Source organism: Deltaproteobacteria bacterium (assembly GCA_016183235.1).
In the GTDB taxonomy this organism is placed as follows: Bacteria; UBA10199; UBA10199; order DSSB01; family JACPFA01; genus JACPFA01.
This window is the reverse complement of record JACPFA010000047.1, coordinates 48,785-64,241: the sequence shown is the minus strand read 5'-3', so window position 1 is coordinate 64,241 and position 15,457 is coordinate 48,785. Positions and strand designations below refer to the sequence as shown.

Annotated in this window: 13 protein-coding genes and 1 riboswitch; of the genes, 6 read left to right on the top strand and 7 right to left on the bottom strand. The window is 43.8% G+C overall.

Going from position 1 to position 15,457, the window contains the following annotated elements:
- The first annotated feature begins 188 nt into the window (after nt 1-188).
- Nucleotides 189-357, top strand: a riboswitch (cobalamin riboswitch).
- Between the two features lie 53 nt (nt 358-410).
- The 3 genes from HYU97_12000 (at nt 411) to HYU97_11990 (ending at nt 5,313) form a co-directional block, all read left to right on the top strand.
- Complete coding sequence (locus tag HYU97_12000) at nt 411-2,318, top strand: TonB-dependent receptor (GenBank protein ID MBI2337472.1); 1,908 nt, start codon at nt 411-413, stop codon at nt 2,316-2,318.
- A 95-nt stretch (nt 2,319-2,413) separates the two neighbouring features.
- Nucleotides 2,414-3,757, top strand: a complete 1,344-nt coding sequence (locus HYU97_11995) for a hypothetical protein (GenBank protein ID MBI2337471.1) — start codon at nt 2,414-2,416, stop codon at nt 3,755-3,757.
- 1,019 nt (nt 3,758-4,776) lie between these two features.
- Nucleotides 4,777-5,313, top strand: a complete 537-nt coding sequence (locus HYU97_11990) for a hypothetical protein (GenBank protein MBI2337470.1) — start codon at nt 4,777-4,779, stop codon at nt 5,311-5,313.
- A gap of 2 nt (nt 5,314-5,315) precedes the next feature.
- Here the strand turns inward: HYU97_11990 and HYU97_11985 are convergent, their stop codons facing one another.
- Complete coding sequence (locus HYU97_11985) at nt 5,316-6,992, bottom strand: exo-alpha-sialidase (protein ID MBI2337469.1); 1,677 nt, start codon at nt 6,990-6,992, stop codon at nt 5,316-5,318.
- Between the two features lie 74 nt (nt 6,993-7,066).
- Nucleotides 7,067-8,755 (bottom strand): exo-alpha-sialidase, encoded by a 1,689-nt coding sequence (locus tag HYU97_11980; GenBank protein MBI2337468.1) that lies wholly within the window; start codon nt 8,753-8,755, stop codon nt 7,067-7,069.
- 41 nt (nt 8,756-8,796) lie between these two features.
- Here HYU97_11980 and HYU97_11975 point away from each other — a divergent pair, with 41 nt between their 5' ends.
- Entirely contained in the window at nt 8,797-9,987 is a 1,191-nt protein-coding gene (locus HYU97_11975) for a hypothetical protein (protein MBI2337467.1), read from the top strand.
- A gap of 97 nt (nt 9,988-10,084) precedes the next feature.
- A complete protein-coding gene (locus HYU97_11970; protein MBI2337466.1) occupies nt 10,085-11,203 on the top strand; it encodes an ATP-binding protein in 1,119 nt (372 codons plus the stop codon).
- A 3-nt stretch (nt 11,204-11,206) separates the two neighbouring features.
- Here HYU97_11970 and amrS read toward each other — a convergent pair whose 3' ends face one another.
- Genes amrS through amrB form a run of 3 tightly spaced genes read right to left on the bottom strand, consistent with a single transcriptional unit; the run spans nt 11,207 to nt 13,609 of the window.
- Complete coding sequence (gene amrS, locus HYU97_11965; GenBank protein MBI2337465.1) at nt 11,207-12,292, bottom strand: AmmeMemoRadiSam system radical SAM enzyme; 1,086 nt, start codon at nt 12,290-12,292, stop codon at nt 11,207-11,209.
- Nucleotides 12,277-12,819 carry an AmmeMemoRadiSam system protein A gene (gene amrA, locus HYU97_11960; protein ID MBI2337464.1) on the bottom strand — a complete coding sequence of 181 codons (543 nt, stop codon included), beginning with the start codon at nt 12,817-12,819 and terminating at the stop codon, nt 12,277-12,279. The genes amrS and amrA overlap by 16 nt, the downstream gene beginning before the upstream one ends.
- Nucleotides 12,812-13,609 (bottom strand): AmmeMemoRadiSam system protein B, encoded by a 798-nt coding sequence (gene amrB / locus HYU97_11955; protein ID MBI2337463.1) that lies wholly within the window; start codon nt 13,607-13,609, stop codon nt 12,812-12,814. The genes amrA and amrB overlap by 8 nt, the downstream gene beginning before the upstream one ends.
- 97 nt (nt 13,610-13,706) lie before the next feature.
- On the opposite strand from amrB, the gene HYU97_11950 reads away from it, so the two are divergent.
- Entirely contained in the window at nt 13,707-14,111 is a 405-nt protein-coding gene (locus tag HYU97_11950; protein MBI2337462.1) for a hypothetical protein, read from the top strand.
- A gap of 289 nt (nt 14,112-14,400) precedes the next feature.
- On the opposite strand, the gene HYU97_11945 is transcribed toward HYU97_11950, so the two are convergent.
- Both HYU97_11945 and HYU97_11940 read right to left on the bottom strand, forming a co-directional pair.
- On the bottom strand, nt 14,401-14,778 hold the full coding sequence (locus HYU97_11945) for a hypothetical protein (GenBank protein ID MBI2337461.1): 378 nt from the start codon (nt 14,776-14,778) through the stop codon (nt 14,401-14,403).
- The gene (locus HYU97_11940; GenBank protein MBI2337460.1) at nt 14,775-15,419 is read right to left on the bottom strand and encodes a CPBP family intramembrane metalloprotease; all 645 of its coding nucleotides are present in this window, start codon (nt 15,417-15,419) and stop codon (nt 14,775-14,777) included. Before HYU97_11940 ends, HYU97_11945 begins: the two co-directional genes overlap by 4 nt.
- Nucleotides 15,420-15,457: the final 38 nt, after the last annotated feature.

Sequence of the window (15,457 nt, the reverse complement as noted above, 5' to 3'; positions counted from 1 at the left end):
CTCTCGTCCATGACTGCCTCAATCACCTCAATTTTATTTTTATCTCTCATTGTTAGTAGCATCCTTCTCCTCCTTTCGGAGGATAGCTACTGACATTTTCACTCGGCAGTTAGTACTGACACTTTCACTCGGCTACCACAATCAAACGAAGTGGGGTTGACAGTGTTCTCAATCCTGCTTATAGACTCTTTGAACAATAACTTGGTGCTTCAAGGGAAGCTTGTGTAAATCAAGCGCGGTCCCGCCACTGTAATAGAGAAAAACGTTTCTTCAAAAAACAGCCACTGTCCATTCAAGATGGGAAGGCTTGAAGAAATCTCTTAAGCCAGGAGACCTAGCACAAAGTTCAACTATAACTTATCTCTTCGTGGGCTTGAGAGATGGGCGCGGTCGCTATTTTATTTATATTTTTGTTTTCTTGTCTTGCTTGGGCTGAACCGCCTTTGTCAGGCGAAGCGGATTTAGGTGAGATTGTAGCCGAAGAAGAAATTTCTAAAGAATCTTTAGAAAAACCCTCGGCTTTTTCTTCTATTATTCAACCTAAAAAATTTAAACTGCAAATGCGTACTTTGCCCGAGGTCTTAACTAAAGAAGTCGGGGTTTACACCAAAGAAACCAGTGGCCTGGGGCATTACACGACCTTGCAGATCCGTGGATCTAGTAGTGAACAAGTGGCGGTATTTGTGGATGGCATTCGTATCAATACGCCGCAGGGGTATTCACTTGATTTTTCGACACTGCCCTTGAACGCGGCGGATCGAGTGGAGGTCATTCGTGGTGGGGGGAGCAGTCGTTTTGGTGGCGATGCCATTGGGGGAGTGGTGAATATTGTGAGCCAGCAAGCCGTGGGAGAAAAAGATTATCATTTGGCTTTAACAGGAGGTTCTTTTTGGACAGCACGCCTGGATGGGGGAATCAGTAAGCGCTTTGAAAAATGGGGATTTCAAATCAATCATACGCATTTAAATTCTCAAGGTGATTTTAAATTTAAATCGACTCCGCTAACCATTGGGGGCCGTGCGTTTGGAGGCGGCCAAACTTTTACTCGCGAAAACAATGCTATTTTGAGCGAAAATTTATTTTCGCGGTTTGATTTTGCTATCAACAAAAATTGGTCAGCCACTTGGGTCAATAATCTCTATTACAGCGATCGTGATATCCCTGGCACAGAAGCCCAAGTCATTGAAGGGTTGCCTCTCAATGCCCATGAAAATTTAGCGCGTAATACCATGGGGTTAAAATGGATGGGGCACAATGTTGGGATGCAAAATCTTAACCTTACCTTTTTACCATCGGTTAATTTAAGCCGCAGTCATTTTATGGACCTGACCCCAGCCTTAGGTGGGGCGATTGATGTCACTTATCTCAATGTCAACTTTACCCAACAAGCGAGTGCGGATTATTTCAAGACCTTTGCCAAACACAATCATGCCTTTAAACTTTTGTATGAATTGGGAGTCGATTATTTTCGTGATGATTATTTGCAAGGTGGCGCTGCGGCCATTGGAAATAAAACTCGACTTAGCAATGCCCTATTACTGCAAGATGAAATCTCGCTATGGCAGGAAAAACTTTATTTAAACCCCAGTTTACGTTTTCAGCACGCCTTAGATTTTGGCAGTGAGTGGGCAGGGCATTTGGGAATCATTTTAAAACCCATAGCTCATCTTTATTTTAAAATTAATGTTGGCAATTCTTTTCGGTTTCCTAATTTTACCGAACTTTATTTGCCCAATCTTGGTTACCTGCGGGGCAATCCTCAATTATCAAAAGAATCAGCTTTTAATTTTGATGGGGGGGTGGGGGTAAAATTTTCTAAATTAGAGGCCGAAGTCGTTTACTTTCGTAATGACATCGCCAATTCAATTATTTTTGTACCGGTGAGTGCCTATACGATTGCACCGATCAACACCAACGATCTTGTGACCCAAGGAGTAGAAACCAATCTTACGGTGCAGCCTTTTTCTTTTTTGGAATTAAAAGGCAATTATACTTTTTTAGATTCTAGTTTTGAAAATAGTTCGGCTCAACTTCCTGGTCGCCCCCGGCATAAAATTAATGGCTCGATTGAATTGAGTAACGCTTGGGGTGTTTTATTTGCAGAAGTCAATTGGGTGGATGATTTGCCGATCGATTTTGCCAATACGACTTTTATTAAAAATCGAACCCTCGTGGATGTAGGCGGGACGCTTAAATTCAAAAAATTTTATTTTTTAACCGTACAGGTAAAAAACGTTAGCAATGTGTCGACGTTAGATGCGCGTGGATTCCCGCTGCCGGGAATACAGGCGTATGTGACGGTGGGATATAAGAGTTAAAATGGATGCCGGATCAAGTCCGGCATGACGGCATTACGTCATCCCGGCCCTCGAGCCGGGATCCATATATGACATTGATAATAGGAGTAACAAATATGAACAAGATAAAACGATATTCTATACTAATCATTTTATTTTTCTTTGTGGGTTGTGGTGGGGGGATTATCACCCAAGAAAATACCGAGGAACAATTTAGTAGCACGGCGCCTTGTAAACCGGTTGCTGATGATGGCAAACAATTGGCAGGAAGTTGTGGCAGTTTAAACCTGGGGTCGTTGTTTCCCGCTGATATCGATATCCCCAATATTGACGGGATGCGAGATACAGCGTTTATTACGCTGGCTGAACCTCCTTACTTGGTCCCGATTGATTTAAACAATCTCCAAGCGAGCCTCAAATTTTTTGGACTTGATCTTGGTACCTTGCCAAAGGGGTCAAGTCTTGATTTTGGAGTTGGGTCTTTCTTTTTAAGCCCCACCCAAGGGTTTTTATTAACTGGGGCAAGCCTGGTTTATTTTAATCCAACCAGCGGCCAAATTTTGCAAGCGGTCTCACTGGCCGATGTTTTTAAATTGAAACAACCTTTGTTGCTTTCGGAGGCTGTGGATACAGATGGTGACGGGGACCAAGAAATTTCTTTATCAGGCAATTTCAGCCCTTCTTTTGCTTCAGATGTAGTTGTGTCACAAAATAAGGTTTTTGTCAGCATGGCCAATTTGTATTTCACAGCAACGGGTACAACATATCGCGCCAAGGGCATTTTGCGTCTTTATGATTTGCACGACAGTTCACCCTACTTGACGATCGCTGCCACCCCTTATCTTGAGGTGAGCGGATTTAATCCCACCGGCCTGCTTTTAAGCAAGGTTGGTGATTTGATCATCACCAATTCGGGAGATTTTAAATACGATGAAGGTTTTAAACCAGTTCCTACGACACCTTCACTCTTAGATCGGTTGAACACCACAACTTTAACAACCCTTACTTCGCTTAATATGGGCATGGTAGGTTTGACGTTCAAAAAAATAGCCTATGCTGCCGAAGATAATTTGGGATTTATTGGCAGTTATATGGAAAACAAATGTTATGCGATTGATCTCAATGCTATGACCACGGTGCGTGGTGCGAGTAATCCTATTTATTTAGGCAGTCAACAAACCCAGTTGCAATTTATTAGTGACATGGCCGTGCGAGCCGATGGTGAATTGCTGGCGGTGGCTAGTTTTAACGACAATAAAATTTTTGGGATAGATTTGGGTGATGCCAATTATCCCTTACTATCAGAAGTATTAGATTTTACAGAAACCGATAATCCTGGGGTAACAGGGGTTGGCCCGATTGCCTTTAGGCCAGGGACTCCGGGCACTGATTTTAGTGGGCCAGACCTTTTTATCATTCAAGCCAGTCCAGGCGTGTTGAAGGCCGTGCAAACGTATTGATGTCGTCATAGAGATTGCTTCGGCTCGCCTCGCAATGACACCGCCCCCATGTCATTGCGAGGCAATCTTGCCGAAGCAATCTCTAAATTAGGAGAGTGAATCTTATGAAACAAATAAAATTCCTATTTTTAATTTTATCACTGTTAGGTTTGAGTGCCTGCGGTTCAGAAGTTTTTCAAGAACCTAAAGCCACGACCAATCAAGAAGAGCTTCCAGCACCCACGCCTTCGAGCTTGCCAGCTGTGATAAAAGAAAACCCTATTAAAATTTCTAAAGTTGATTTGGTGATTGATGATCAAATGTTTGATCCTGCAATCCCCTTACAACTGTGTTTATCTGATCAAGTGAATATATATTTGAAATTAACCGATCAGCAAAGTCAGACTTATTTAGTTCAGAATGAATTTCAGGGTAAAGGCATTCAATGGTTTAACTTTGGGCCCATTTTATTTTCAATCAATGAAGCAGGGCAACTGACTGCGAGTAAAGTTGGTTATACTTATTTGATTGTTTTACACCCAGAGTTTGGCCGATCTTATTTAGTCAAAATTTGGGATTGTTCTTTACCACCCACTCCAAGCCCAAGCCCAACGCCAACGGTAGTGCCAACATCAAAGCCGTTTCCAACTCCGATCGTTACTCCTACTCCGACCCCCACCGAACCCCCTCCGCCTCCACCGCCCGTGGTAGAAGAAGATCCCAATGACTCAAAAATAGTTACGGGTTTTAAAGTAGAACCGCAATTGGTCATCATCGGCGAGCTCAATGACCATGCCACTCAATTTTACAGAATTTTTTCAGATGGGACCCAGGCCCCACTTAATGAACAACAAAAAATGGCTTTAAGTTTTACTTCGAGTGATTTACAAGTTGCCCAATTGCATAAAAATGGAAATATCTCAGGCGAGCAATCAGGTTGCGCCCGAATTGAGGTGAGTTGGGGGAATTACCATCAAACAATTTATATTTCTCGTGACCTGGCACCTTTAGAACAGCATTTTGATTCGTTTGCAGATCGGGTGGTTTGTTTTTTACCAGGAGCGGGGGCTGGGTTTGGTAGTAATAAGTTTCCTGAAATTGTGTTGGGCTCTCCGCAGGGGGGCGGAAATTTGGGGGCTGGTTTAAATGTGCTTTCCCTTGGGACCAGCGGTGAGATTATCTTGGAATCAGAAAGTTTTGCTTTTGATGGGCCAGGGGCTGATCTTATGGTTTTTGAAAATCCATTTTTGATTGGCGGCAATCCTAATAATCCCTTCAAAGAATTAGGGACGGTCAGTGTCAGTCACAATGGGGAGGCTTTTGTTGATTTTGCTTGTGATGCAGACAATGCGGCCTTGCTCTATCCGGGTTGTGCGGGCGTTCACCCCGTGCAAGCCAATCCCAATAACAATATTGATCCCACAGATCCTAATGTTGCCGGTGGAGATGCCTTTGATTTGAACCAAGTGGGCGTTGGTAGTATCAAATTTGTTAAAATTACCGACCTTGACAATGGCGGTGGTGGCGGGGCAGCCGGGTTTGATCTAGATGCCGTTAGCTTTCGCTATTTGGAATAAAATTATTCAGCGCTGTTGAAGCAATAATTGGTTGAACTCGCACTTTCTTCACAGTGATAAAAAATATGCAGCCTTCCTGAGATATCGTGATTAACTCCTACCGGCCTTGAATCCAGGGTGCCTAAGGCGACAGGGGTGGTCCAAGTGCTTCCTTCATCGCTGCTGCGAGTGTGGTAGATGGTTCGCCTTGAGTCGTTGAGGGTACCATAAACAAGATCAATCCTGCCTAACGAATCAACCTCCATGAAATGAATCAATTCATTGACTGAATCCACCGAACGGGAAATGCCAGTACCAATGGGTGCAGCGGTACTCCAGGTAGTTCCATTGTCTGTACTTTTGCTAAAATAGGTTTGACCGGTTGCGGAGGTGTTTAAACAATCGGCGCTACAGAGGGAAGTTTCGCTACCCACTTCACCTTCGATTTGTTCGGTGCGGGAACCACCGCTTTCTCCAGACATGGTGAGATAAAGCTTGTTGCTATCTAGAGGTGACATGTCAATCTGACAATAGAGCCAGCCATTCGAATCGTTAGTGATTTGGGTGGGGCTTGAAAAGCTAGAGCCGGCATCAGTGGATTGGGTATAATAAATTTGTTGGTTGGTTCCAGCACTATTGGTGGCCATGTAACAAATATGGAGCGTATCTCCAATCGAGATAATTTCAGGATAATAATGAATCAACGACGAACTAGAAGCTATGGTACTACTCGTACAAGAGGATCCATCCGTAGCACAGCGAAAGAACACTAAACGACTCAAGGTAGGTGAAGTGATTGCATCCCAAATTGCCATGATGCCGTCAAAATAACTCCCATTTTTATAAACATCGGCCCTAAATTGAAGGCCTGACACATCTGTTAACACTGAACTGCGATTTTGTTGGGTCGTTCCAGATTCATCAATGGTTTTCCATTTTAGTACCATAGAACTTCCTGAACGGTTGGCTAAAAAGTCGACATAAAAAACCGCGAGGGTGGAGGTGTCGAGATAAAAAATCGCTAAGGGAATTTCATTGTTGGTGGCCGTAATGTCGATATAGTCTTCGACAGGGCTTGCGACGTTAAGGAGATTGAACAACCCAAATTTTTCAGTACTGGCCCTGGAGCCACTGAGTTCAGTAAGATAACCCATCGTTTTGTGAAGTGAGCCAATGGTGGTGTCAAGCCGATGGCCAATGCCGGAATAGGCAACAGAAAAGTCTTGGCCACTGGTCACAAAATTTTCAGTGGTGTTGAGTTGTGTATCGGTGGCGGGAAAGGTGATGGAATCGCCCGTGCGGAGGTTAATGGTTACATCCACACATTCGGAGCCGGCACAACCGCGGAGTGTGGTGCTTGGATTTAAAGGCAAGGTGCTAGGAGGTGTGTAAAGGCCCGTTGTTGAAATTTCACCAAAAGATTCGCTTAGGCTAATATCAGCAGAAGTTACAATAGACCATGTGACATCGCTTTTATTAGCCGTGAACTGTTGGGTATCGTCTTTCGTGACGGTTACAGTGCCGGAAGGCGAGATCGTGAGCGCATCGGTCCCACTACCTCCACTGCTGGAAGTAGAGTTAGAACAACCAAAACCCCCACCACCTTGGGAAGGACCAATAGTCTGCCCCATCCCTTTATTGGTTAAAAGCGTCGTAATGCCAATAAGGATTAAACACGCCCCCCGCAAAAAATACCTCATCACCAACCTCTCATTACAATTAACTGTATCAAATAATTCTAGTGGATTTAAGGGGGATTTGCAAAGTGAATTTGTTATTCACCGCGGATGTAGAAAACATTGTATTCGGTGGTGCTGGTTCCACTATCTAAATAGAGCACGTGAACTCGCCCCGAAATATCGTGGGTTAGGCCAATGGGGATAGCGCGAATGGTAGCAAGCCCACCGGCGAGGGTGGTATTTGAGGAAAAAGTTACACCGCCATCGGTACTACGGGCGTACATGATGGTATCGGGCGGGGCGTTGGTTGCCCCAACATCAAGGGGCCAAATGATATCGATGCGACCCAGGGAATCCACCGCCATAAAATGATTAAAATAGATATAGGGTCTTTGAGTCAGGGCTTGTGAACTTACTTGTATGGGGGTTGAAAAACTACTGCCTCCATTGGTGCTTTGGGTAAAATAAAGATGATGGTCAACGGCACTGCCGGTTAAAGTCTCATTATAGGTGAGATAAACCTCGTTGTTGGGGCCTAGAGCAATTTGACAGAAAGCCGAAAAACCTTCTTGAGGGCTAATCCCTAAACTTTCTTTTAATTCAAGAGGAGTGGCCCAGGTGGTGCCACCATCGGTGCTTTTGGTAAACATCATTTCAAAGGTTTCATCTGTACCTAGATCGTCAGCATAACAAACATAAATTTCTTGGCCATCTTCACTCACAGCCAAGGCGGGATCTATTTGGACATTGGTAGAGCTTTGAATCACCTGGGTGCTCCAAGTTTGGCCACCATCGGTGCTTTGGGCATATTTAACTTGGCCAGTTTCAACTAACCCATCATCTCCATTGCCATCGTTGTCATCTTCATCAGAATCAAAATTATTTGTGTAAACCACGTGGAGATTATTATTTGCATCAATGGCAGAAGCTGCTGTGGCAGGCTGAGTGCTGACCGACTGAATGGCGACGGGGGTGCCAAAGCTGGCACCATCATTTTGACTACTCAAGTATTGCAACCCATTAGCCCCAGTTATAAAAACGCCGGGATTGAGATCACTATCAATGATCACACTTTGTGGAATTTGATTACCGGTTGGATCATTCGAAATATTTTGTAGGCCTACTAAACCAGACAGCCCCGATTGTTGATTGAAGAAGACATCAGCAAAACCACCACTATCAATCCCTAGCCACGAAAAACCAGTTTGCAAACTTCCTACTCGACTGGCAATGCGATTACCCGATCCTCCCAAGAGAGATTCAACCACTACAACATTAATGAGGATTGCGGTGGTGTTGGTTTGGGTGGTGGTGCCAAAACTAATACTGGTAGCCGTTCTTAAATTGACGGTGGCTTGGGCCGTAAGCCCTGCATTCGTATATCGTATGGTCACTTCAGGGTCGGCCGGTAACGTAGAGGGCGGTGTATAAAGACCTGCTGTTGAAATAGTCCCATTGCTGTCACCGCCTACTACCGACCATCCCGTTGATCCACCATTGCCACAACCCCAAGCCGTACCTCCTTGGCTAATCGAAGCGGTGGTTTGGGTGGCGGCAAATTGTTGGGTGGAGCCTTTGATGACTGTAGTCGTGCTAGGGCTGATTGTAAGGCTATCTGTGCCGATGGCAAATTGGGCAAGCTCTTCGCTTTGGGCAAAATTTACCCCTAAAAGTAAAGAAAACAAACCCACGCCTATTTTTAAAAAAATTCTAATTTTTTTCATAATTACAACGGGTTCTAAAGCATGGCAAAAATTACCCATCGACAAGCTATCCTGATTCATTCAAAATCATTTTTCAAGCATTACTTTGATGAGGGGGTATTATGCGGGTTAAGATAATTCTAGGGTTTGTTATTTTGGGTTTAGTGGGATGTGGCGGTTCGTCCAGCAATAATAATGATGATACTGACAACACAAATTTAGCGACTAATTTTGAGACGGCAGCGGGTGGGCTTGTGCCTTTGATGACGAGCGGAAATTCTTCCATTTCAAAAGACGAGTTATCAGCAGCCCTCACCTATGGTGCAGATTCGGGTTGGAGTAGCTATACTGGTGACAGCACCTATTACGTTTTAACCGATGTCTTTGGAGACCCCAATGTTAGCCCTGCGGTTGTGACTAAGATAAGGGTATTGCTCGATCAATTTGCCAGTCGGGTGGGGGAAATTCTTTCTACCGATGCATTGCTTGACTGTACCGGCGCGACAGCTTTCTCGGGCAGTGACGAGGTGACGATTGCCTTTTATGGCAGCATTAGCAATGGCACCAGCAGCGATCGCTATTTTGATTGCTTGGCGGTTACGACTGGAGACAATTCCGAAACTCTTTTGTATGGCCAAGATAGCAGTGGCATTATACGTGTGGTCCAAATGAGCGACAACACTTCGACAAATACCGAAGAAACAGGCACCCGTGGGGATGAATCCAACATTAAACAAGTCGTTTATACCACGTTTCAACAAACCACCGAATCGGGCAGTACAGTTTTGTATATTGATTTACAATACACTCAAGCGTCAATTTACAACGGTGTGGATGGCAGTTTCACCAGTGCTTCCGATAACGTAGTTTTTAAAAGTCGTAGCCGCATTACGGGTCGGGTTGTGCTTAGTAGTAGCAGCACGGTTTCGGATGGCGAAGGTGATTTTACGGTAACCAAGTATGACCAAGGGGTTAACCAAGATAGTTCTACTTATACCGAAGTTACCCAAACGATGGGGCGCGGGCAATTTGCCACCGGGCAAAACTCGATTTTTCAAGTTGATTCTACGGCCGGCGGGTTGAGTGGTTCCACCGATGTTTTTTGTATTCAACAAGCGAGTTCCGGAACCCCTACGGTGGTGGATTCTAGCAATTGCACGGCCTACGAAACGGCTTATGTTTGGAGTAGCGACTTTCCTTTTACACTTTCTCCGAGCATCCCCACCAATTTTGAAGACAAATCATTCTTTGCAGGCAACGACACCGATTTGATTGCTAATGATGGCTCAAATTTCACGATTCCTACTTATTAAAATATTAAATTGAGCTCAATTTTCATGAAATTTATCCATTCTGCAACATTTTGCAGAATAGTATTGATTATTATGCAAAGTATTGCATAATAGTAATATGTTTCGTTCACAGCAAACCATCATTTTACAAGACCTCCGCAAAAAAATGGTTTTTCTCACTGGGCCACGGCAGGTGGGTAAAACTTGGTTGGCGCAAGAATTAATGAAAACTTTTAAAAAGCCTTTATATTTAAATTATGATGATCCTGACCATCTCAAAATCATTAAAAAGCGAACTTGGTTGAGAGAAATTGATTTCATCATTTTTGATGAAATCCACAAAATGCCTGGTTGGAAAAATTATCTCAAGGGTATTTATGATACACGCCCACAAAATTTACATATCCTGGTGACGGGGAGTGCACGGTTGGATACTTTTCGTTATTCGGGTGATTCTTTAGCGGGGCGGTATTTTTTGCATCATTTGTTACCCTTGTCTTTGGCAGAAATGAACAGTTCGAGTGTGGCCGAAGAGGAAAAATTAATTCAGCGTGGCGGTTTCCCCGAGGCCTTTTTGGCAAATTCTGATGAAGACGCTGATCGTTGGCGTTCGCAATATTTGCAAGGCCTGATTCGTTTTGATGTTTTGGATTTTGAACGAATCCATGATTTTAAGGCCATCCAAAATGTTTTGGAAATTCTCCGTCGTTCGGTGGGGTCTACTATTTCTTATCAATCCATAGCCGAAGATGTGGGTGTAGCCCTCAATACGGTTAAAAAATATATTCAGATTTTAGAAGATCTTCACATTGTTTTTCGGCTTATCCCTTATTCTAGTAAAATCAGGCATTCACTCAAAAAAGAGCCTAAGCTTTATTTTTATGATACAGGAGCAGTAGTAGGTGATGTGGGTGCCAAATATGAAAACTATGTGGCGTTAAGCTTATATAAATATTTGCTACAAATTGCAGATCAAAAAGGCAAACCGGTTGGTTTGTATTACCTTAAAACCAAGGCCGGCAATGAAGTTGATTTTTGTTTGGTGATTGATGATAAAATCAAAAATATTATTGAAGCCAAATGGACCGATGATCATCTCCACAAAGGGCTTAATTATTTTTGCAAAAAATATCACCTTGCAGGCATCCAATTGGTTCATCACTTAAAAACAGAACAGCAATTTGAAAATATAAAAATTAAAGACAGCGCAACCTATCTCAAAAGCCTTTCCTGTTAGAACCTAAGAAGTCATGGTAATCGGAATGCGATGGGCACCGAAGGCTTTTGTAAAATTTTCAAAATGACCTGGCACCTTTTGATGACAAGAAGAGCAAATGCCATCGGCTTGGATGTGATAGGCTAAAATTTCATACCAATCCCGCACGATCAGAGGCGACTTGCAATGGGGGCAAGCAGTGGTGCCGCCTTCGGCATCGTGCACATTGCCGGTATAAACAAACTGCAGTCCCTCACTCAAAGCGATTTCGCGGGCTCTTTTCAAGGTGGTGGGTGGGGTAGGTGGGATATCCATCATCTTATAGTCGGGATGAAAGGCGGTAAAATGTAAAGGGACAGCATCGCCTAGTTCTTGATGAATCCATTGGCACATTTGGCGGGTTTCAGCTTCGGAATCATTTTTTCCCGGGATCATTAAATTGGTGATTTCAAACCATACCTTGGTTTTATGTTTCAGGTATTTTAGCGTATCGAGCACGGGTGCTAAATGGGCGCCACAAACTTTAGAATAAAACTCATCGGTAAAGGCCTTGAGGTCTACATTGGCGGCATCCATCTTAGAGTAAAATTCAACTCGAGGTTCAGGCTGAATATAACCGGCAGTTACAGCGATGGTTTTAATGCCTAAGGCATGGCAGGCATCTGCGACATCTAGGGCGTATTCTAAAAAGATCACCGGATCGTTATAAGTAAAAGCCACGCTTTTGCATCCGGCTGCTTGAGCGGCTTGGGCAATTTTTTCTGGGCTGGCCTGATCGGCCAGGCGGTCCATGTCGCGTGATTTGCTAATATCCCAGTTTTGGCAAAATTTACAGGCAAGGTTGCAACCCGCAGTGCCAAAGGATAAAACGCTGCTGCCTGGGAAAAAGTGATTCAAGGGTTTTTTTTCAACAGGATCGATGCAGAAGCCTGAGGAGCGACCATAGGTGGTTAGCACCATTTGGTTATTGACCCGTTGTCTTACAAAACAAGAACCTCGTTGGCCTTCTTGCAATCGACAGTCGCGTGGGCAAAGGTCACATTGAATTCGGCCGTCGGTTAAAAGGTGCCAGTAACGGCCAGGATGGATTGTTTCTATGTTTCCTTCCATTTGATCACCGTATAGCGTTGTAGTTTAACGCCTTCGGCCCAAAAACCACTCGACAACCCTGCCTTGGTTTTTAAATGGATGAGAAATTCTTTGGGGTCTGGCAATTGTTCCCAAACTTGGGGCAAAAAAGTGCTGCGATATTTGCCGTATTCAAAAATTATTCCATCCACAAAGGGCCTTAGTTGTTCGGTGGCAGTGGCCTCATCGCTAGATTCTATCGCTTCAGGGGCTGAGAGTAAAGACACCTCCACCCGAATGAGATTGAATTCGTCTTGGGCCAAAGGCGGAAAACGTGGGTCATTGAATGCCGAGGCCTTGGCATTATTTTTAAGGTCGTCTAATAAAGGGCGCCGGGCTTCAAGCGAACCAATACATCCTCGTAAGACATCGCTCATGGTCAAGGTGACGAAGGTGGCCGCAGGTTCAAGCAGCCATGGGCCTTCTTCGTAAGCCTTAGGCTCAAAACCAAAAGCCTCTCCAATGGCATTGCGGGCAATGATAATTAAATTTTTTCCTTTATCATTCATAAAAAGCAATCGAACTATAACCCACGACGCGAAATTTATCACCTGCAGTGTCCCCTGAATTTCGATAATCGATCAATTCAGGTTTTAGGTGACGTTGTTTAGCTATTTCAATCAACCCATTAATAGGCACCGCCCCACAGGCTTGATTATCTTCATTAAGAAATCTTAAATCTAAAATGTTACGAATGGTAGCGGCATCTTTTATTTTAGCTGCTTGATAAGCGAGATAGTGGGATAGGTCAGAACTGATGAGGATCATGGTTTCGGGGCCACCCCATAAAACATTCAAAATTTCAGCAATCGCTTGCGGGCTGGCTTCGCCTACCGCAAAAGGAATTAAAGAAAATTTTTCTAACATCATTTGTAAAAAAGGCAGTTGTACTTCTAGGGAATGTTCTTGGGTGTGGGTGGCTTCAGCTAGGGAAACTTGGGAGAAGCCTTCGAGTTTTTTGATGGCCGCTTGATCGATGGGGACAGAACCCAAGGGGCTGGCAAAAGATTGATAATGAGATAGGGCAAGCCCTTCGATCCAAGCATGATGGGAAGGGCCTAACAGAACGATACGCTGTGGCGCGGGGGTTTTTTCTTGTAATAAACGATAACCATAAGCCGCGGTAAGCCCCGAATAAATAATGCCAGCATGGGGGACGATCAGGGCCTTTAGATTTCCGGCCTTAAAGGGAGGTGCCTTTTTTACCTCCGAGAATAGGGTTTGCACTTCTTGGCGTAACTCTTGGGGCTTGCTTGGGTAAAATAGACCTGCCACTGCCATGGGACGAATCGTTGCCATGGCTGTAATTTAGCCAAAAAATTTTAGTTCAGCTAGTGGTTAATTCAGAGTATAAGAGGCCCAAACCTAAAAACTTGCCATAACGAAAGGATATTTCATGAATACCAAAAGACTGATTTACTCCAGTGTAGCGGTGTTTGCCTTTATTTTTGCCTTTGAGTGGGGCTTTCATCACATACTCCTTAGACCTATGTATATTGAAACAGCCCATTTGTGGCGTACCGAAGCTGACATGCAGCAGTATATGTTTTGGATGATCTTTGGGCAGATCTTGGCTAGCGTGATGTTTTGTTTCATCTTTGCCAAGGGCCATGAAGGTAAAGGCTTAGGCGAAGGGTTTCGCTATGGTTTTTATATCAGCCTTCTATTAAACGCCCCTAACCTCATTATGTATGCGGTGACACCTTATCCTCCTAAGCTCATCGGGGCTTGGGTTGGGGGGACGACCGTTGAATGTATTTTGGCGGGCATTTTATTAGCGGCGGTTTATAAGAAAGCTTAAAGGCACTTACAAAAATAATTTTACAACTAAAAGCTGTTCTATGACCCGGCCTGCAGCGGCGACCTTCACATGGATGACCGTTACGGACTTCCTGTCATTGCGAGATCATACAAGGGTCCTTCGCAAAGCCTCAGGATAAACTCAGCAATCCCACCGGTCAGACAGAAGAGATTGCTTCGGCTGGCTGGCCTCGCAATGACAGAGGGGCCCGCCGCTGGAGCCTGTCCTGAGGCGCATGCGTTGGAGCGAGGGTTAAGTGATAGGCTCGACTATGAAATTATTTTTGCCTTTATTCTGTGTAAACCTTTTTTATCGCTTCGGAGCAGATAAAATCAACGGTTTTGGTTGAGGGTAGATTGGGGTGAAATTCTTGGTTATAGAGTTGGGTGATGAGGGCTCGGTTATTTTCTTTATTCTGGCAGAGGCAGGTGAAAAGTTCGGCCTGGGCATTATAAACGAGCATGTCTTGGCTAGGTGTTCCGCAGGGTTTGCGGTAGCTGCATTGCACAAAATCTTTTAGAAAAGGCTTGATAATGTAACGGGGGTAACTGGCCTCGCAGGTTCCCCCTTTTAATAAAACTCGCCCACTCACTCCAAACCATCCCAACACGAAGATCATATCTAAAATAATAAATAGAGTAAGGGCGACTAAAAAAGATTTTTTCATATCAAGCTATAAAGATTATTGAGTAAGTGGGCAAGCATAGGGTGAGTGACACTACGATAATAATGCCGTAAATACGCGAAAAAAATCCCTAATAAAAGAAAATAGCCAAAATAATAAATATCAAAATGGGCAATGGCAAATAGTAAACCTGATAAACCAATCGTTACCATATTTGAAAATCTTTTGGCCAAACTAAATTGAATCAGTCCCCGAAAAAAAATTTCTTCACAAAAAGCTGGGACGAACGCTAGTAACAGTAGTTTTTTACTTAACACAAACCAGTTCTTATGACGAATGAGGTTTTGATAATATTGCACTTCGGGTTTAGGCAATGGCCAATATTGATTTTGCAAGTTAAGCACAAAGTTAGCCAAAACGATCACCAAAGCACTCAATAAGATAACGAGTAATAAATCCTGATAACGGGGTTTAGTAAGCGGGAAAACATAACGGAGGGAAGTGGTTGAAAAGAGTTTTACAAAAAGAAAGGGAATAAGTGCAAAGATGACTCCCTGCCCTATGGCAACACCCCACAAACCCCAAGTTTTTTCGAATTGGGTGCTTAAGCCAAAATAGAAAGCCAAGCTAAAGCAATATAAAATATAAATTAGAGTGATGGGGAGATTTTTGGTTCGTAACAAGGGATCTTTTCCTTAATAAATTAGCCAGTTGCAGTCCA

What these genes read in the sequence shown, in the direction of transcription:
- HYU97_11995 (MBI2337471.1), top strand. Translation starts at nt 2,414, where the DNA reads ATGAACAAGATAAAACGATATTCTATACTAATCATTTTATTTTTCTTT.
- HYU97_11985 (MBI2337469.1), bottom strand. Translation starts at nt 6,992, where the DNA reads ATGAGGTATTTTTTGCGGGGGGCGTGTTTAATCCTTATTGGCATTACG.
- HYU97_11980 (MBI2337468.1), bottom strand. Translation starts at nt 8,755, where the DNA reads ATGAATCAGGATAGCTTGTCGATGGGTAATTTTTGCCATGCTTTAGAA.
- HYU97_11975 (MBI2337467.1), top strand. Translation starts at nt 8,797, where the DNA reads ATGCGGGTTAAGATAATTCTAGGGTTTGTTATTTTGGGTTTAGTGGGA.
- HYU97_11970 (MBI2337466.1), top strand. Translation starts at nt 10,085, where the DNA reads ATGTTTCGTTCACAGCAAACCATCATTTTACAAGACCTCCGCAAAAAA.
- amrS (MBI2337465.1), bottom strand. Translation starts at nt 12,292, where the DNA reads ATGGAAGGAAACATAGAAACAATCCATCCTGGCCGTTACTGGCACCTT.
- amrA (MBI2337464.1), bottom strand. Translation starts at nt 12,819, where the DNA reads ATGAATGATAAAGGAAAAAATTTAATTATCATTGCCCGCAATGCCATT.
- amrB (MBI2337463.1), bottom strand. Translation starts at nt 13,609, where the DNA reads ATGGCAACGATTCGTCCCATGGCAGTGGCAGGTCTATTTTACCCAAGC.
- HYU97_11950 (MBI2337462.1), top strand. Translation starts at nt 13,707, where the DNA reads ATGAATACCAAAAGACTGATTTACTCCAGTGTAGCGGTGTTTGCCTTT.
- HYU97_11945 (MBI2337461.1), bottom strand. Translation starts at nt 14,778, where the DNA reads ATGAAAAAATCTTTTTTAGTCGCCCTTACTCTATTTATTATTTTAGAT.